Consider the following 16,564-nt stretch of genomic DNA (forward strand, 5'->3'; position numbering starts at 1 on the left):
GAATTCGGGAGTTGAACGAATCGTTCCTGATTTATCACCACAAGCAGACGAAACAACAACTACTAACCATACCGCCGACCAAACCCCGAGTGATGCCTACCGTAGAATACCTCAACTACGAAGTGCTGGACGACCAGGGCTGGGATATTAACGATGACGACCTGTTCGAAAAGGCCGCCGACGCTGGCTTCGACGAAGAAGACTACGGCACGCTCGAAGTCAACCAGGGCGAATACATCCTCGAATCCGCCGAGGCACAGGGCTACGACTGGCCCTTCTCGTGCCGCGCCGGTGCCTGTGCGAACTGCGCGTCCATCATCAAAGAGGGCGAGATCGACATGGACATGCAGCAGATCCTCAGCGACGAGGAAGTCGAAGACAAGAACGTTCGCCTGACCTGCATCGGTAGCCCGGCAACGGACGAGGTCAAAATCGTCTACAACGCAAAGCACCTCGACTACCTGCAGAACCGCGTCATATAAACGAACGGAGTTCGGGAGGGGGTTTTTTAGGCAATATTCGAGAGCGACGCGTCTCAGAGACTGCGTTCGAACTCGTACTCCATCGGTCCAGCCAGCGCGAGGGGTTCATCGCCCGTCTCCCGATAGTCGTGGCGATATAGCGGTCGGAACTCGCCGAAGTCGGTCTGCACGTAGAACTCGAAACACGGGAAGCCGTCGTGATGCCCGTGAACGTATACGGCTCCGTCGTTCCACACGACGGCTTCGAGGTGATAATCGACCGGATCGGCGTGTGCACGGAGCGGGTTGCTCGCGCTCGCGTGCATGTCGAACTCGACGTAATCGTCGTGCCACTGCGGGTCGGTGCAGAAGATTCCTCCCGCCGACGCTTTCCCGCTTCGTCGGTCTTCGGTTCCGTCAGGGTAGGTGATGCGCTCTACCGATTGTCCGGCGTCGGCGAACGAGAGGAGCGTTCCGTTTGTGAAATCGACCACGGCTTCCTGTTCGACGCGGCACCGACCGGTGTTGACGGCGTGTGGCGTGAATTCACGGTCGTCACCTTTGAATTCGAGCATCCCGTCGCCCTCGCTCGGGCGTGAAAGCCAGGTGGATGGGATGAAAGCAGCGCCCCGTATTTTTACGAGGGAGACGTCCCCTGTACTCATAGGATACTCGAACAAACCAAGACAAAATAAAATTAGTGGGAAATATTCAATTTCCTTCAAATATACCGTAACAGCTAAAACATCTCAAGGAGGGCTACCGTTTGGTGCATACTTCGATTCCCGATCTCCTTCGACTGCTCGCCGTCCCCGTCTTCGGATGGGCCGCGTGGCGTGACGTGAAGACGCGGCGGGTACCCAACAAGACGTGGTATCCGCTCGCAGCGCTCGCCGCCGTGTTGCTCGTCTGGGACGGGGTGACCGCGATGGGTTCGTCGCCATTTCAACGAAAACTGTTCCTCTTTCACGTCGCGGTGAGTCTCGGGTTCGTCGCGCCGCTCGTCGTCGCCTTCTGGTGGTTCCGAGCCTTCGGCGGCGCGGATATGAAGGCGTTTCTCGTGGTCGCCGCCCTGTTTCCGTCCTATCCGACGTACTATCTCGGCAGTCAATCGTATCCCATGCAGGGAACCGTCCTCGGCGTATTCTCGTTGACGATCCTGACGAATACGGTGTTGCTGGGGGCGCTGTATCCGGCCGCGCTGTTCGTAACCAATTTGGCGACCGGGCGACTTTCGTCTGTGATGTTCGTCGGTCGAGTCGTGGACTGGGACGAGATTCCGACGGCCCACGGCCGATTGTTGGAGACACCGGACGAGGTGACCCGCAACGGCGTGGATTTGGACGCGATTCGGATGTATCTACGGTGGCGCGGGGCGACGCTAGCCGACCTCAGGAACGGAGCGAACGACCTGCGTGACCCGGCAAGCCTGCCCGCGGAATCGAACCCGCCAACAGACGGCATGGTGACCGACGGCGGGACGGTGATCGAACGCGAACGGACAGTCGAATCGGGGGGCTACGAGGACCCGTGGGGTGCCGCCCACTTCCTCGACAGCATCGACCACGGTGCCTACGGGACGACGCCGAAAAAGCTCCGCGACGGGTTGGAGGTGCTGGTGACGAAGGACGAGATGTGGGTGTCGCCGGGAATCCCGTTCATCGTCCCGCTGTTCGTCGGACTCGTCGTCGCGTTGGGCTACGGCGACATCCTGTCGGGTGCGCTGGCCGTCCTCGGACTGGCGACCATCTGATCTCGAACTGTTCTCGGTTCCGTACTTCTCACAACGTCTCACGAACCAATCGCGTGAGTCGTGGCCGAATCCCGACCTCTCGACGAGTGATGATGACGGTCGTATCCGCGCGTCGGCCGACGGCTTGCGGAACCGATCCGACGAGTTGCCGTCGAAGCATCCCTTGTCGCGTCGAGCCGAGAATAGTGATGTCGTGATTCGACGCTTCCTCGACAACGGTGTCGGTGACTGATCCGGTTCGAACCTCCCGGTCGACGTCCGCGGGAGCCACGCGGGCCGCGATACCGGCGAGTAATCGCTCGGCCGTCGTATCCTCCGTTCCGACACGGAGGAGGTTGATTTCCGCATCGTTCGCCACCGCGATAGCACGGGCGACGTCCGCCGCGAGTTCGGCATGTGGGCCTTCGGCGACGGGGACGAGAATCGAATCCACGCCGTCCGCAGGGCCGATTTTCTCCACGAGAACGTCGGACGGCGTTCTGGCAACGAGTCGGTCGATGTTGCTCCCGAGAACGATTTCGCTCGGCCGTTCGCGCGCCTGCCAACCGACGATGAGCGCGTCGCAGTCGAATTCCACGACGGCGTTCGTGAGTGCGCGAGCGACGTCGAAGGAGACGAGCAACTGCCCGCTGACCGGGACCGCACCCCGTGCAGTTTCGACCACACGGTCGAGAATCTCCTGTTCCTCCCCGCCGAACTCGCGGATGATGACGTCGTCGTTGTAGAGCGCGAACGGCGATTGGCGCTCGGTCACGAGTACCCGCAGGACGAGCACCTCACCGTCCCGTTCACGTGCGATATCGACGGCGGTTCGGGTCAACTGCGCGGCGTTCGCGGGGTCGGCGATGGCGACGGCGATGCGATACTCACTCGTTCCCCCCATTTTCGAGACATACGGTGGCCGATGGCAAAAGCGTTAGCTCCCCGAGGAGGGGAGCGTTTCGAGTGGAGATAGGATTGGGTTGGCGATATCGCTGAACTCGACAGATATCAGTTCACTTTCGAGAAATCGGTGTCGACGTTCCCGTCCCGGTCCAAATCGACGACGGCGTCGAACAGGCCGAGGAAGCGCTCGATTTGCACTTCGTCGTGGACGCCTTTCGAGAGGTGGAACAGGCCGACAGCGTCGTTTTCTTCGAGCAATCCGAGGACTTGCTCGACCGTCTCGTACACCCGCTGTTCGTCGGCGTAGTATGCCATCTCCGTGATGGAGTCGAAACTGATACGGCGTTTGCCGTCGGTTTCGGTCAGGAACGTTTCCGTAACCGAGAGGATGCCTTCGAGGTCGTCGGGGGCCGACACGTAATGGACGTCGTTCGTGCTTCGGCGGGAGTAGCCTCGTTCGATGCTCAAGGTGTCGAGGATGTCCGCTTTGCTCTCGTCCACGTCGTAGTGGTCGAGTTTCTGTTTTACCTCGCGGGCCGTGGTCCGTGTCGAGATAACGAGGAAGCGGTCGGTGTCAGTTTTCAGAAAATCCGTGTCGATTCGGTCGGTTTCGCCGGTACTCGGGTGTAGCAGAAGGACGCCTGTTCCACCGGGTATCGAATCGGGCGTGTTCTCGATGTCGAGTTGGTAATCCATATGGTCCGGTAACTAGTGGCACCGACTTAAAATATGCGGGAATGGACGTCAGAACACGGTGTCGGCGGTGGCCGCCCCGACGACGCTGAAGACTGACCCGACGCTGACGGCTTTCGCCGTCGTGAACAGGACTTCGGTGGACGTGTGACCGTCGAAGAGGCCGTCGTGGAGGAACGTCTCCGGCGCGGCGAACACGATTGCGAGGATAGCAACCGACCCGAAGGAGACGAGCATGAGCGAGATGAAGCGGGTTGGAATCCCGGCCACGTCCGCCTCGCGGTCCGGGTCGCGGTCGTGGTCCGCTTTGTAGAGTGCACCGTACCCGATTCCAAAGACGAGGCAGACGGTCGCGATGGCGTGCATCAGCGACATCGTCGCCGCCACGTCCCACACCTCCTGTGTGACGACGAACGGACCAGCGAGGAGAAACCCACCGAGGATTTGCTGGGCCGTATCGGCGAAGGCGTATCGTTTTCTCGAACCGACCATATCGCTCGAAACGGAGTCGAGAAATAAAGCGCTGGCCGTTCGGATCGCCGTGTTTTCCGGTGGATACGCTTCCGACTCAGTGCGTTCCGAACTCGATGTGGCTCGAACTCGGCACGTTCCGAACCCGTTTTGTCGGGGACGCCCGTTCTCCCGTGCATGAGTGTCCGCGAGGAGTTCGACGATTGGGCGGCGGACGGCCGCGACAAAGGGATGGAAGACCGCCACTGGCACACGGCGAAATACGCGCTCGCTCGCATGCCGGTCGAGGAAGGTGACACGGTACTCGATTTGGGCTGTGGGAGTGGCTACGCCGGGCGCGCACTGCGCGAAACGAAAGGCGCGGGACGGGTGTACGGCCTCGACGGGTCGCCAGAGATGGCGCGGAACGCGTACGGGTACACGGACGATTCCGCCGTGTCGTACCTCGTCGGCGACTTCGACCACCTGCCGTTCGCGGACGACAGCGTGGACCATGTCTTCACCATGGAGGCGTTCTACTACGCGAACGAGCCCCACGAGATGCTTCGGGAAGTTCGGCGGATTCTGCGCCCCGGTGGGACCGTCTTCTGTGCGGTGAACTACTACGAGGAGAACGTCCACTCCCACGAATGGCAGGACTCGATTGCCGTCGAGATGACACGCTGGAGCGCTGCGGAGTATCGAGACGCATTCCGCGACGCGGGACTGTACGTCGCCGAACAGGACAACATCCCGGATCGGGAGATCGACATTCCCGACGCGTCGGAGTTTCCCACCGACAGCTGGGAGACGCGTGAGGCGATGGTCGAACGCTACCGCGAGTTCGGCACCCTGTTGACGGTCGGCGTCGCGCCCTGAACCCCTTCATTTCCGGTCGAAGTTCGAGACGACTCGATTCGTCGTTCGCGTTTCTCGCCAGAAACGGAGTCGTTTCGAAGCGAACGGTCAACCGCGGTAACCTCAAATTCGGTCCGTAACGGCGGACGCCTCTAAACACATCATCGATGGTCGCGCGAAGAATCCCGCTTCCGGAGGATTTAACCAAACAGCAGGGCGTCTTTTAGGTGACATGGTGAAAGTAAGCGTAGTCGGTGCGGCAGGCACTGTTGGAGCCGCCGCAGGCTACAACATCGCACTGCGTGACGTCGCGGACGAACTGGTTTTCGTGGACATTCCGGACATGGAAGACAAGACGATTGGACAGGCCGCCGACGTGAACCACGGGGCCGCCTACGACTCGAACACGACCGTTCGACAGGGCACCTACGAGGACACCGCCGGATCGGACGTCGTCGTCATCACGGCCGGGATTCCGCGCCAGCCGGGACAGACGCGTATCGACCTCGCGGGTGACAACGCACCCATCATGGAGGACATCGGATCCTCCATCGCCGAGCACAACGACGACGATTTCGTCACCATCACCACCTCGAACCCGGTGGACCTGCTCAACCGTCACCTCTACGAGACAGGCGACCGAGCACGGGAGAAAGTTATCGGCTTCGGCGGCCGCCTCGACAGCGCCCGGTTCCGCTACGTGCTGAGCCAGCGCTTCGATGCGCCCGTCCAGAACGTCGAAGCGACCATCATGGGCGAGCACGGCGACGCACAGGTGCCGGTCTTCTCGAAGGTCCGCATCGACGGTGCCGACCCCGAGTTCACGGACGACGAGAAAGAGGAGATCCTCGGCGAGCTCAAAGAGAGCGCGATGAACGTCATCGAGAAGAAGGGCGCGACCCAGTGGGGTCCGGCGACGGGCGTCGGCCACATGGTCGAAGCCGTCATCCGCGACACCGGCGAAGTGCTCCCCGGTTCCGTCAAACTCGAAGGCGAGTACGGTCACGAGGGCGTCGCACTCGGTGTCCCCGTCAAACTCGGTACGAACGGTGTCGAGGAAGTCGTCGAGTGGGACCTCACCGAGTTCGAGCGCGAACAACTCGGCGAGGCCGCCGACAAACTCGCGGAGCAGTACGAGAAGATCGAGTAAGCGAGTTTCGAGCGACTCACAGTCAGTTCTTTTTTGGACGCGATGCGGACGAGAAGAGTAGAGAGGCGACGGAAACGGCTCGCGAAACCTCGATACGGCGACTATCGACCCAGTTCCAACCGCGTGCCGATCTTGTTCGGCAATCCGGCTTCCCGAACCGCCTCCTGCACCGTCCCGATGTCGTACTCGACGCGTCGTTCGTCCACCGTCATGTCGTCGAGGTCCAGAACCGCGTAGGCCGCGCGAGGGTCGCCGTCGCGCGGTTGGCCGACGCTGCCGGGGTTCATCACGATTCCCTCGTCGTACGTTTCGTGATGCTGGACGTGCGTGTGACCCATGACGAGTACATCCTCGTCGCCGAGCATGTCGGCGTCGAACTCCTCGGGGTAGGTGTAGTGGTCCGGGTCGTCCGGGTGACCGTGGACGATTCTCACGCGGCCATCGCACGCGAGACGCGAATCCGGAAGGCGGGCGAGCCACTCCCGTTGCAAATCGTTGAGTTCGGCACGGGCGTGCTCGACGCCAGCCTGCGCCATGCCGTTGAACGCGAACGGCGTCTCCGAGACGACCGCTCGGTCGTGATTGCCCATCACGCACGCCGTGGCTCGGTCGCGGACGATATCGACGCACTCGGCGGGCCACGGGTTGTAGCCGACCACGTCACCGGCACAGAGCAACGCCTCGACGGGGGGCATATCATCGAGAACGGCATCGAGCGCGATGCGATTCGAGTGAACGTCCGAGAGAATACCGACTTTCATGTCGGGTGATACGTTCGGCGGTGCCTTAATTCCCGTTCTCGACGGCGAGGTCGAATCCGTCGTTTCCGCCGTTGCGGGTAACACCGACCGCACAGACGGGATGCTCGAAGTCGAGGTCGTAGGCGGTGCTCGCCGCGCTCTCGGCGTCGTCAGCCTCGAAATCGAACGACTCCGGCGCGTCCTTCTCGTAGGTTGCGACGAGCGTCGGCTCCGTCACTTCCCGTACCAACAGGGCATCGCGCCGGACGATACCGATGTACGATTCCTCGCCGATGGTACCCGCGATTCGCGGCGTGTCATAGTCGTCCTTCTCGTAGTCCAGCGAGAGCAGACACTCGACGAGGGCATCACGTGCCGGGTAGCCGAGTTCGATTTTCTCCGCGATCGGGTCCACCTGCGACCCGTTGCCGATGACGGCCGTGTCGCCGACGACGCGAGCACAGTTGTACGAAATATACGGGTTGTCCGTCTCCGGCGCGTCCTCGGTCGGCCCGACGGTGACGGTGTCCTCACGCGCGACTGCCTTCCGATTCGGGAACGACCGCGACGAAACTCGATACGCGCCTGTCTCCGGTCCAACGATGATGAAGCGTCCGACGTACATACACGAACATGCGTAATTGGGACGGAAATAGGTGCTGGTTTGTGCAAAGATACGGTGTTATCTTATATCTCGCTCGACAGGAACTCCTGGAAATACTCCTCCATCCGTTCTTGGGAGTAGAACTTCACGCCTTGATCGCGGATACCCGCCAAGAAGTGGTTTTCAACCATGACGAACGAACCGATCCGACGCGACTTCTTCTGTACCGTATCGACCCGATCACGGCGACGGGAGACGTAGTGGGAGAGGGCCTGTTCGATAAACTTCGAGTCGGTGCGAGTCAACTCGTCCGCGAGAACCGCCGCCGATTCCATCGCCATCGACGCACCGACGCCAGCGGTCGGCAGGATTGCATGTCCGGCATCGCCGATCAGGACGACACGTCCCTTGGTCCACTCGTCCATGTGGAGGTCGTAGAAATCGTCGTGCCACATCGTCGCCGGATCGTCCATCTCGTCGAGAATATCCGGCACCAGGCCGCTCATATCGTCGAAAGTCGTTCGGATCCTCTCGATTCGCTCGTCGACCGGATCCGGTGTTCCTTCCGGCGCGGTGGCAGCGAGGAAGCACGCCAACTTGTCTTCCGTCGGATACAGTCCGACGAACCGTCCCGCACCCCAATGTTCCTGTACCTCGCCCGTCGTCGCCATCGAGGGATCGACCCAGAACGCCCACCCAGTCATGTCGTGGTAGGTCAACTCCACGTCACCGAACACCAGTTCTCGAACTGTCGAGTGAATACCGTCGGCACCGACGACGAGGTCGTACGTTCCAGTCGTGCCATCGGTGAAGGTGACGTCTACTCCGTCGGCGTGCTGGGCGACGTCCGTGACGGTCGTCCCCATCCTGATAGTCCCCTCCGAAACGGTCGTCTGTAACACGTCGATGAGATTCGGTCGCCAAACGAGGAACGTCTCACCGTACTCGTCCGCGAGACTCTCCATATCGTACTCGTGTAGCTGTTCTCCGTTGTGATTGAATACGTGGTACTCCTCGAACTGGTCGGTATCCCCGAGGAGTTCGTCGTATTTGCCGAGTCCCTTCAACACGTTCGACCCTGCGGGCCACAGGCTGAGCGTGTAGCCGAGACCGCCGTAGTTTTCGGACTTCTCCACGACGTCGGGCGAAAACCCTCTCCCTTCCAGCAGTCCTGCCAGCGTCAGCCCAGCGATTCCGCCACCAACTACGAGAACTCGCATGTCCGTACCGTATCGCACATCTGTTGTCATCGTAGCGACGTGTACGAACCTGGGAATCGTCGCTCTGTTCTCTAGCATGCCACTGGTCTTTATAAGGGATGATCGTCGATATCGAATCGTCACGGGGAACAAGTAGATGAGAGAGACATGAGGTATGCAACAGTCGTCGTTCGGTGGGATGCGGGCGACCTCCATCCGCTCGACGATGCGGTGGCAAACGCATCGGACGTTACCATCGAGACGACCTACTATATCAACCCGATTCGTGATGGAACGTACGCCGAGCTGAGCCGACTTCGGGGGGACCCAACGCGAATACGCGAACTGTTGCGGGAAACGCCGGAGGTATTGGACTTCGACGTTCCACCCGGAAGCGACGGCATCACGTACACCCACTACGAGTCCTCGCCGCTCATGGACGCACTGTTGGGTGTGCTGTTCGATCACGAAATCGTCCTCGAATGGCCGGTCGAATTCGTCGATACCGGCACCGACCGCGGCGTCCGGGTGACGTTCTTGGGAACGGAACGCGCACTGAGTGCCGCACTGAACGACGTTCCTTCCGACTTCGGAATCGAACTCGAACGGATGGGCGAGTACTTGCCATCGATTTCCGATCCGGTCGCAACGCTCACCGGCCGCCAACAGGAGGTATTGGCAGTGGCAGTCCGAGAGGGCTACTACGAGATCCCCCGCGAAACGACGCATCGAGAGATAGCAGACGAACTCTCGGTCGCTCCTGGAACGATCAGCAAACAGTTACAACGTATCGAAATGACGTTGATTTCGTCGCTCGTGGCCGCGAGCCAGTAGGTTCGTAGCCGAATCGATGTCCATGATAGCAGGATGCAACGCTCGGCCGGGTTCGAAACACTGAAATACGGAACTGTGCTACCGTTGAATGCAGATTCAGCGAACCAAGTCGCTGAACGACAGCAGTCCCATGGGGTAGTGGCCAATCCTGTTGCCTTCTGGGGGCAACGACCGCGGTTCGAATCCGTGTGGGACTACTCAAAATTTTTCGGTCGACCATCCCGTCGAGCGTCGTGACCGGACGGTCGAATACCCCTCCGTTTCAACTGGAACGTTCGACAGTTTACCCCTGATCGACGTTCGATTCCGAACTCGTTTCCTCGTCGTCCAACTCGCGTAGTTCACGTTCCTCGTTGTACTCCGCCAACCCACCGGCATCGCCCGAGATTTCGTTATACACAGCCTCGCGTGCCTCTTCTGGCGATTCGAAGCGCTCGTCCACGAGTCGGTCGAAGACGCTTCCGAGCGTTTCGGTCTCGTTCGGCAAGTCGAGCGGTTGGTCGCCATATTCGGTCGCCAACTCCTCGCTCGTCGTCGGATACTTGTGCTCACCGAGCATTCGACCCGCGTCGCCCAGCATGTCTTCGACGCGCTCGGCCCGCTCACGCTGTCGTTTCCGCGCACTGTCCTGTACACGTTCGGCGTCGTGATCGTCGGGCATACGAAGCGGTACACGGCGACGTTTGAAATTCATACTGGCCATCAAAATCGGCCACCGTCAGCCTACTTGTCCACTTCGAGCAAGGCAACTCGTTCGCAGACGAGGTCGGAGAGATCGACAGTCGTCGTCGCCGCTTCCCGTTCCGAAATCTCGAAAAATTCGAACACGGAGTCGCGGGTCGCGGTTCCGAGCGTCTCTGCGGGAGTCACCAACTCGGAGACGGCATCCGCGGCGGGTCGTTCCCGCTCACCATCGACCACGACGACGACGCGTTGTTCACCCTCCGAGATACCCATCGCGAGCGCCTGATTGATCTGGCGACGGCCCGCCGCGTACAGGAGAATTTCGACCGATCGGTCGTGAGCGACGTTCTCACCGCGTTCGAACGAACGGTTCGCGTGGTCCACCGCGGATTGGAGATGGTCTCTTCCGGCCACGTAGTCGGCGTCGAAAGCCTGAACGGCACAATCGAACTCGTCGCCGATCGACCCGAGACGGGCGACGAAGTCGTTTACGTCCGTGATCGTCACCCGTCCTTCGACCAGTTTCATTCGAAATCACCGAGACTCTGCTGGCCGCTGTCGTTGGCCGCCCGAGTGCTCGCCACCGCGGTTTCAGTGTCGGGTTCGACGTCGTCCAGCGATGGGTCCTGTCGTCCGACGTTTTCGAGGATGCTTTCGGCCGTCTTCTTCCGGCCGCGGAGCGCACCCAGGACGACCGATTTGTCCGCCTCACGGAGGTCAGCCCGCGACTCGATACCGGCTTCGTACAGCCGACGGGCGCGTTTTCGACCGACGTTTCGGACGCCCGCGAGGTCGAGCAGTTCCTCCTCGACACCGTACTCGACGCGTTTTCGCGCCTCCCTGACGGCGGTCGTCGTCGCGGATGGAATTCCCTCGACATCGTCGCGCTGGAGTTCTGCGGCCAATCGCTCGGCCGCGTTGAGCAGCCACTGTGCCGTCTCGACTTTGCCGCGGATGTCGCCGGGGCCGATGGCGTAGCGCTCGGTAATGCGGTCTTCGTCCAGTTCGCTCGCCCAATCTTCGAGCAGGCGGGCGGTCTTCAGCGCGGAAAGCCAATCCTCGAAGGCGTTGTCCTCGAACTCCGAGGGCATGTGTCCGAGGAACTCGGGTTCGCGCTCGTAGGCGATTTCGGTGTATCGTTCGCGGTCGCCGGAGCGCAGATAGAGTTGATACATGTCCGGCGTACGCGAGACGAGGTGGTACAGACTGAGGGCGGTCGGTTCGCCCTCCGCCTCCCGGAGGCCGTCGATGATTTCGGCGGCACTCATCGGGTCGAGATACAGTTGCGAGACGCGATGGCCGAGTCCGGTCGCGCGCAGTCGGTCGTCGCGTTCGAGGAAGCCGTTCCGTTCGAGATAGTCGAGCACTCGTTGGGTGACGGTTTCGAGTCGGCCTGTCTCGTCGGTTTGGGTCGCATACAGCGTCCGTTCGAGGAAGTCGAGCAGTTCCTCCTCCGTCCCCGCGAACCCGGATGCGACGGTAGCGAGGATATGGGTTCGAAGCGCGGGTTCCGCCGCGAGTTTGGAGTGGACCGGTTCCGGGTCGGCCCAGACGTACTGGTCGAACAGTTCCTGCAGTTCGTCGTGACTCTTGCTGATGAGCACCGCTTCGCCGTGCGGATCGAGGCCTGGACGTCCCGCGCGCCCGAACATCTGGTGAACTTCGAGCACGTCGAGCGGTTGCATACCGCCGATGTCGCCGTCGTATCGACGCCAGTCGCGGACGATGACGCGTCTGCTCGGAGTGTTCACACCCGCCGCGAGCGTCGGCGTCGCGCTGATGACCTTGATGAGTTTGTCGCGGAACGCGTCTTCCACGAGCGACCGATGTTCACTGGCGAGTCCCGCGTGGTGGAACGCTGCTCCGCTCTCGATGGCAGTTGCGAGGTCGTCGCTCGTCTCCGTGTCGCTCACGTCACGGATTTGATCGGCGATGTCGAGGAGTCCGCGACGCTCCTCGTCGGTTAGATGGGTCTTGGTAACGTCCGCGAGCCGTTTCGCCGACGCCTCCGCGTTCCGACGGGAGTTGACGAACACGAGCGATGACCCGCCGTCTTCGAGCGTGTCTCGGACGAGTGCGGCGGTTTCCTTCTCGTTTCCGCGCGCCAGTTCCTGTTGTGTCCCGTCGTCGAAGTGGAGCGCCTGCCCGTAGAGGACGCCCTTTCTGAGATCGATCGGTCGCCACGTCGAATCCACGAGGGTGGCGTCGAGCCATTCGGCCATCTCCTCGGCGTTACCGACGGTCGCCGACAGCGCGACGGTCTGGAGGTTCGGGTTGACGCGTCGAAGTTTGGCGAGCGTGACTTCGAGCGTCGGACCGCGGTGAGCGTCGTTGACGAGGTGGACTTCGTCGGCGACGACGCAGGAGAGGTCGTCCACCCACTTCGCGCCATTCCGAACGAGCGAGTCCACCTTCTCGCTCGTGGCGACGATGATGTCCTTCGAGGCGAGCCAATCGCCGTCGCTGTCGTAGTTGCCTGTCGAGACGCCGACGGAGACGCCGTACTGTTCGAACTCCTCGAACTCCTCTTTCTTCTCGCTGGCGAGTGCGCGGAGGGGAACGATGTAGAGGGCTTTGCCACCGCGGGCGACGCTCGAAAGCATGGCGAGTTCGGCGATGAACGTCTTGCCGCTCGCCGTCGGAATGCTGGCGACGATGCTCTCGCCGTCGGTGATTCCCGCCTCGACGGCCTCCCCCTGTGGCGGGTAGAGTTCCTCGATTCCTTGTGCCTGGAAGTGTTCGGGAACGCCGTCCGGCAAGCCCGTCAAATCGGCGACGTTCACGCACGCTCACCCTGCGTGCGCGGTGCGAGTCCGGTCATTACCATCGTTTGGCGCGTCTTACCGTTTAAACTGTCGGGTGCGTACGGTGGGAAGATACTTCGATCAACGACGAGCATCGGTTTCTCTCACCCCCGGCGACCGCTCCGTCATCCCTTTGAGGGCACACATCGGAGGAGTACGTATGAAGATCGAATACGACCGGAACACCTGTACGGGAATGTTCCAGTGTACCGCGGAATGGGATCAGTTCGCGGAAAACCGCGAGGAAGGCAAAGCTGACCTGCTTGACAGTGAAGAAGAGGAGGAAGGTATCTTCGTCCGCGACGTTCCCGAGGGAGAGGAGTTCGACGCCGAGATGGCCGCCCGCGTCTGTCCAGTGGATGCCATCAAGGTGTACGACGACGACGGTGAACAGATCGTCTGATACCGACGGACGGTCACTAGTTAGTTGGAAAATAAAACGATCGAAGGGGAGTGTTTCGAGTGGAAACGAGGGGAGTGCGGCGAGATATTTGTGCAGTCGAAATTTTTGTACCGCGAGATTTGACGGCGGTAGCGGGGTTAGCTATCGAACCGTGCCTGTTGCATGAACGGTTGGATGTCGTCGATATTGCCGAGTCGTGAATCGGACTGGAGGACGGCCTCCGTTTCGTCGATCGGGACCGAGAGGCTGATTTCCTTCGTCCGCCCGTAGCGACCCTTCGAGACGACGACGGCGTTGACGATACCGAGCATGTCGAGTTCGCTGATGAGATCGGTGACACGGCGCTGGGTGAGGATGTCGGCGTCGATTTCCTCACAGAGGTGTTTGTAGACGTTGTACACCTCACCCGTGTTGATGTTGTGGACGCCGTTCTTCTCCAGCGAGATGGTCGAAAAGAGGACGAGTTTCGACTGAGTGGGGAGCGTTCTGACGACTTCGACGACACGGTCGAGTTCGATCTTGTCCTGTGCCTTCCGGACGTGCCCCTCCTCCACGCGCTCGGCCTGGTCACGCTCGGCGAGTTCGCCCGCCGTCCGGAGCAAGTCGAGCGCGCGGCGAGCGTCACCGTGTTCCTGTGCCGCGAACGCAGCACACAGCGGAATCACGTCGTCCGAGAGGGCGTCCTCCTTGAACGCCACTTCCGCACGGTGCTGGAGGATGTCCCGGAGTTGGTTCGCGTCGTACGGCGGGAAGACGATTTCTTCTTCGCCAAGGCTGGATTTGACGCGAGGGTCGAGGAAGTCGGTGAACTTCAGGTCGTTGCTGATACCCATGATCGACACCCGCGAGTTGTCGAGTTCCGAGTTCATCCGCGAGAGGTTGTAGAGGGTATCGTCGCCGGATTTCTCGACCAACTTGTCGATTTCGTCCAGCATGATGACGACGACGCGTTCCTGATAATCGACGGCCTCGAAGAAGGTGTTGTACACGCGGTCGGTCGGCCACCCGGTCATCGGGACGGGCTCGATTTCCTCTGCGTCGGCTTCGAGTTCCTCGATTCGATCCTCGATTTCCGTAAGCGATGAGAAATCGATGTTTTCGAGTTGTTGGGACTCGGCAGCGACGCCATCGCGGATATCCTGTAGCTCTTCGATTCGGCCCTCGATTTCGGCGAGGTTGTTCTCGATGAACTTGTTGGCGAGTTGTGCGAGGACGCGATACTGCGTGTCGGTTATCTCGCAGTTGATGTACTCGACCTCGCAGGGTACCTCGTATTTCTGCGACGTGCGTTCCAGTTCCTGACTGACGAATTTGGCACTCGCTGTCTTTCCGGTACCAGTCTTCCCGTAAATCAGGATGTTCGATGGCGTCTCACCGCGGAGTGCGGCGACGAGGATGGTCGCCATGCGGTTGATCTGCTCTTTTCGGTGTGGTAGTTCGTGTGGCGTGTAGGAAGGTCGAAGTACTTCCTTGTTCTCAAAAATCGGCTCGCCACTGAGCAGGTCGTCGAACAGGCCGTGGTTGCCGTCCTCGTCCGAGTCGTCCAAGACGACATCATCCAAATCGATACCCTCGAAACCACGACTCGTGTGGCCGTCTCGTTCGTTCGGCGAGTCTGTATTTTCGTCTGACATACGTCGGCTGTGTACCCCTTTGTTTCCACTGGAATTGCACGCCGTGCGGAGAGAGACCGGAGGAAGCGGGGAATAGCGTCCCGATTTACTTCCCGGAGAAGCAACAGCGCGTCCAGTTGATGCAGATGAAAAAGAGGTACAGCACAGTACTAAAATCTTTCTCATCGATCGAATGATGGACGAAAAGGGGTTTTTGCCCGTTTCACGCTGAAACGGCATCGTTTCGGCTCGAATTAATGGGACCAGAGACAGAAGAGTTGATAGTTTGAGGGGGTAGTCGGAAGGGTAGATTAGAAGGGTGGATTAGAAGAGTAGATTAAAAGGGTAGATGGGAAAACAAGGTTGAAGAAATAAACAGAATTGGAACAAACTGGGGTGGAGGGGAGAAGGTGAAGGTGGAGAATGGTTAGAGGTTGGAAAAAGGATGGATGCTGAACGACGGAAAGGAATCGGCAAGTCGGTTGAGAGATACAAGGAAAGATAGAGACACCAAGCGGACAATTCGAGGTTCCCTTTTGGAAACGGGTTCGTACCCGTACGTTTCGACTGGAAAAGGAAGGAAAGTTAGAGGAGTGGGATCGGTATCGAAGATAATCGTGGAGATCGGTATCGAATTCAAACGGTGATGAGTCTCGATTCAAACCGCAACCCCTGTGTTTCGGGTGGAACGCGGAGAGGGATCGAGTGGCAAGGAAAGGCAGTATCGAGAAGAGGACATGAAATGGAAGGGTCGGATGGATCGAAAGAGGGTAAAACACAGCTCACGGTCAATGATAACACGTGTCTATGGACCCCCCCACCCCTTCGTTTCGGGTGGAACGCGGTCGAAGGTGGGTGGGGGGAGGGGCTAGTCTAGAACAGGAACCTTTATTACAACGTCTAGCTAACAATATCCGCAAACTAGAGTCTTTACTTTTCTAGAGGAAGGTATTCTTTGTAAGTTACCAGGTTCTGACACCCCACCACCCGCCTTTTCCCGTTTCCACCTGAAACGAAGGGGTGGGGGTGTCCGACACATCGTCAAATAATCATCACCTTCGCCATTCTCTCCAGCGCACTGTTTCACCCAGATGACGATCGGGTTCCTGCCGTTCTCGTCCTTTCCGTCTTCGTGGCTAGTGTCTGACCTCGTCCAATGGTACCATGGCACGTCATATTGCGATCGGTCGGATGCGCCACGCACGAGTCGTTGTCGACCCGAAGACAGATTCATTACCCGAAGAGGGGTTCAGCATCAATCGGCTTCGTCCGGACCACCTACATCACCCCCCACAAGTATCGCAACCCCTCTATTTCCAGTGGAAACCACATCCCGTAGACGAATTTCCGATGTCAGAGGTTTCGTGATGGCAATACAATGTGTCGATCATTTTCCACGCGCGGGAACCACTAACAACACGATCGATCGAACC

General features: G+C 59.8%; 17 protein-coding genes and 1 tRNA gene. 7 read left to right on the forward strand and 11 right to left on the reverse strand.

What is annotated here, in order from left to right; translation table 11 throughout:
- The first annotated feature begins 92 nt into the window (after positions 1-92).
- Positions 93-482 carry a ferredoxin Fer gene (gene fer, locus NKF25_RS00240; protein ID WP_253224753.1) on the forward strand — a complete coding sequence of 130 codons (390 nt, stop codon included), beginning with the start codon at positions 93-95 and terminating at the stop codon, positions 480-482.
- A gap of 53 nt (positions 483-535) precedes the next feature.
- Here the strand turns inward: fer and NKF25_RS00245 are convergent, their stop codons facing one another.
- Entirely contained in the window at positions 536-1,126 is a 591-nt protein-coding gene (locus tag NKF25_RS00245) for a DUF3238 domain-containing protein (RefSeq protein ID WP_253224754.1), read from the reverse strand.
- Positions 1,127-1,230: 104 nt separating this feature from the next.
- On the opposite strand from NKF25_RS00245, the gene NKF25_RS00250 reads away from it, so the two are divergent.
- Positions 1,231-2,214 carry an A24 family peptidase C-terminal domain-containing protein gene (locus NKF25_RS00250; protein WP_253224755.1) on the forward strand — a complete coding sequence of 328 codons (984 nt, stop codon included), beginning with the start codon at positions 1,231-1,233 and terminating at the stop codon, positions 2,212-2,214.
- 28 nt (positions 2,215-2,242) lie between these two features.
- Here NKF25_RS00250 and NKF25_RS00255 read toward each other — a convergent pair whose 3' ends face one another.
- From NKF25_RS00255 to NKF25_RS00265, 3 genes are all read right to left on the reverse strand, one after another.
- Positions 2,243-3,097: a universal stress protein gene (locus NKF25_RS00255; protein ID WP_253224756.1), complete on the reverse strand. Its 855-nt coding sequence runs from the start codon at positions 3,095-3,097 to the stop codon at positions 2,243-2,245.
- A 107-nt stretch (positions 3,098-3,204) separates the two neighbouring features.
- Entirely contained in the window at positions 3,205-3,795 is a 591-nt protein-coding gene (locus NKF25_RS00260; protein ID WP_253224757.1) for a hypothetical protein, read from the reverse strand.
- Between the two features lie 48 nt (positions 3,796-3,843).
- Positions 3,844-4,284, reverse strand: a complete 441-nt coding sequence (locus NKF25_RS00265; RefSeq protein WP_253224758.1) for a DUF2391 family protein — start codon at positions 4,282-4,284, stop codon at positions 3,844-3,846.
- 156 nt (positions 4,285-4,440) lie between these two features.
- Here NKF25_RS00265 and NKF25_RS00270 point away from each other — a divergent pair, with 156 nt between their 5' ends.
- Positions 4,441-5,121: a class I SAM-dependent methyltransferase gene (locus NKF25_RS00270; RefSeq protein WP_253224759.1), complete on the forward strand. Its 681-nt coding sequence runs from the start codon at positions 4,441-4,443 to the stop codon at positions 5,119-5,121.
- 211 nt (positions 5,122-5,332) lie between these two features.
- Positions 5,333-6,250 (forward strand): malate dehydrogenase, encoded by a 918-nt coding sequence (mdh, locus tag NKF25_RS00275; RefSeq protein WP_066139714.1) that lies wholly within the window; start codon positions 5,333-5,335, stop codon positions 6,248-6,250.
- Positions 6,251-6,351: 101 nt separating this feature from the next.
- On the opposite strand, the gene NKF25_RS00280 is transcribed toward mdh, so the two are convergent.
- From NKF25_RS00280 to NKF25_RS00290, 3 genes are all read right to left on the reverse strand, one after another.
- Positions 6,352-7,011, reverse strand: coding sequence for a metallophosphoesterase family protein (locus NKF25_RS00280; protein WP_253224760.1), 660 nt, complete (start codon positions 7,009-7,011; stop codon positions 6,352-6,354).
- Between the two features lie 25 nt (positions 7,012-7,036).
- Entirely contained in the window at positions 7,037-7,615 is a 579-nt protein-coding gene (locus tag NKF25_RS00285; protein WP_253224761.1) for an IMP cyclohydrolase, read from the reverse strand.
- Positions 7,616-7,677: 62 nt separating this feature from the next.
- Positions 7,678-8,844, reverse strand: coding sequence for an FAD-dependent monooxygenase (locus tag NKF25_RS00290; RefSeq protein WP_253224762.1), 1,167 nt, complete (start codon positions 8,842-8,844; stop codon positions 7,678-7,680).
- Between the two features lie 117 nt (positions 8,845-8,961).
- Between NKF25_RS00290 and NKF25_RS00295 the strand changes: the two genes are divergently transcribed.
- Entirely contained in the window at positions 8,962-9,627 is a 666-nt protein-coding gene (locus tag NKF25_RS00295; RefSeq protein WP_253224763.1) for a helix-turn-helix domain-containing protein, read from the forward strand.
- Between the two features lie 124 nt (positions 9,628-9,751).
- Positions 9,752-9,824, forward strand: a tRNA-Gln gene (locus tag NKF25_RS00300).
- A gap of 86 nt (positions 9,825-9,910) precedes the next feature.
- Here NKF25_RS00300 and NKF25_RS00305 read toward each other — a convergent pair.
- The 3 genes from NKF25_RS00305 to NKF25_RS00315 all read right to left on the reverse strand — a co-directional run bounded on the left by NKF25_RS00305 (position 9,911) and on the right by NKF25_RS00315 (position 13,094).
- Positions 9,911-10,288 carry a hypothetical protein gene (locus NKF25_RS00305; protein ID WP_253224764.1) on the reverse strand — a complete coding sequence of 126 codons (378 nt, stop codon included), beginning with the start codon at positions 10,286-10,288 and terminating at the stop codon, positions 9,911-9,913.
- A gap of 62 nt (positions 10,289-10,350) precedes the next feature.
- Positions 10,351-10,839 carry a KEOPS complex subunit Cgi121 gene (gene cgi121 / locus NKF25_RS00310; protein WP_253224765.1) on the reverse strand — a complete coding sequence of 163 codons (489 nt, stop codon included), beginning with the start codon at positions 10,837-10,839 and terminating at the stop codon, positions 10,351-10,353.
- The gene (locus NKF25_RS00315; RefSeq protein ID WP_253224766.1) at positions 10,836-13,094 is read right to left on the reverse strand and encodes an ATP-dependent DNA helicase; all 2,259 of its coding nucleotides are present in this window, start codon (positions 13,092-13,094) and stop codon (positions 10,836-10,838) included. Before NKF25_RS00315 ends, cgi121 begins: the two co-directional genes overlap by 4 nt.
- A 181-nt stretch (positions 13,095-13,275) precedes the next feature.
- Here NKF25_RS00315 and NKF25_RS00320 point away from each other — a divergent pair, with 181 nt between their 5' ends.
- Entirely contained in the window at positions 13,276-13,518 is a 243-nt protein-coding gene (locus NKF25_RS00320; protein WP_253224767.1) for a ferredoxin, read from the forward strand.
- 137 nt (positions 13,519-13,655) lie between these two features.
- Here the strand turns inward: NKF25_RS00320 and NKF25_RS00325 are convergent, their stop codons facing one another.
- A complete protein-coding gene (locus NKF25_RS00325) occupies positions 13,656-15,152 on the reverse strand; it encodes an orc1/cdc6 family replication initiation protein (protein WP_066139759.1) in 1,497 nt (498 codons plus the stop codon).
- Positions 15,153-16,564: the final 1,412 nt, after the last annotated feature.

The sequence above is a fragment of the Haladaptatus sp. AB643 genome, from assembly GCF_024136975.1.
In the GTDB taxonomy this organism is placed as follows: domain Archaea; phylum Halobacteriota; class Halobacteria; order Halobacteriales; family Haladaptataceae; genus Haladaptatus.

Bases quoted from the DNA above. Each gene is read 5' to 3' on its own strand.
- fer (WP_253224753.1), top strand. From the start codon at position 93: ATGCCTACCGTAGAATACCTCAACTACGAAGTGCTGGACGACCAGGGC.
- NKF25_RS00245 (WP_253224754.1), bottom strand. From the start codon at position 1,126: ATGAGTACAGGGGACGTCTCCCTCGTAAAAATACGGGGCGCTGCTTTC.
- NKF25_RS00255 (WP_253224756.1), bottom strand. From the start codon at position 3,097: ATGGGGGGAACGAGTGAGTATCGCATCGCCGTCGCCATCGCCGACCCC.
- NKF25_RS00260 (WP_253224757.1), bottom strand. From the start codon at position 3,795: ATGGATTACCAACTCGACATCGAGAACACGCCCGATTCGATACCCGGT.
- NKF25_RS00265 (WP_253224758.1), bottom strand. From the start codon at position 4,284: ATGGTCGGTTCGAGAAAACGATACGCCTTCGCCGATACGGCCCAGCAA.
- NKF25_RS00270 (WP_253224759.1), top strand. From the start codon at position 4,441: ATGAGTGTCCGCGAGGAGTTCGACGATTGGGCGGCGGACGGCCGCGAC.
- mdh (WP_066139714.1), top strand. From the start codon at position 5,333: ATGGTGAAAGTAAGCGTAGTCGGTGCGGCAGGCACTGTTGGAGCCGCC.
- NKF25_RS00280 (WP_253224760.1), bottom strand. From the start codon at position 7,011: ATGAAAGTCGGTATTCTCTCGGACGTTCACTCGAATCGCATCGCGCTC.
- NKF25_RS00285 (WP_253224761.1), bottom strand. From the start codon at position 7,615: ATGTACGTCGGACGCTTCATCATCGTTGGACCGGAGACAGGCGCGTAT.
- NKF25_RS00290 (WP_253224762.1), bottom strand. From the start codon at position 8,844: ATGACAACAGATGTGCGATACGGTACGGACATGCGAGTTCTCGTAGTT.
- NKF25_RS00295 (WP_253224763.1), top strand. From the start codon at position 8,962: ATGAGGTATGCAACAGTCGTCGTTCGGTGGGATGCGGGCGACCTCCAT.
- NKF25_RS00305 (WP_253224764.1), bottom strand. From the start codon at position 10,288: ATGCCCGACGATCACGACGCCGAACGTGTACAGGACAGTGCGCGGAAA.
- cgi121 (WP_253224765.1), bottom strand. From the start codon at position 10,839: ATGAAACTGGTCGAAGGACGGGTGACGATCACGGACGTAAACGACTTC.
- NKF25_RS00320 (WP_253224767.1), top strand. From the start codon at position 13,276: ATGAAGATCGAATACGACCGGAACACCTGTACGGGAATGTTCCAGTGT.
- NKF25_RS00325 (WP_066139759.1), bottom strand. From the start codon at position 15,152: ATGTCAGACGAAAATACAGACTCGCCGAACGAACGAGACGGCCACACG.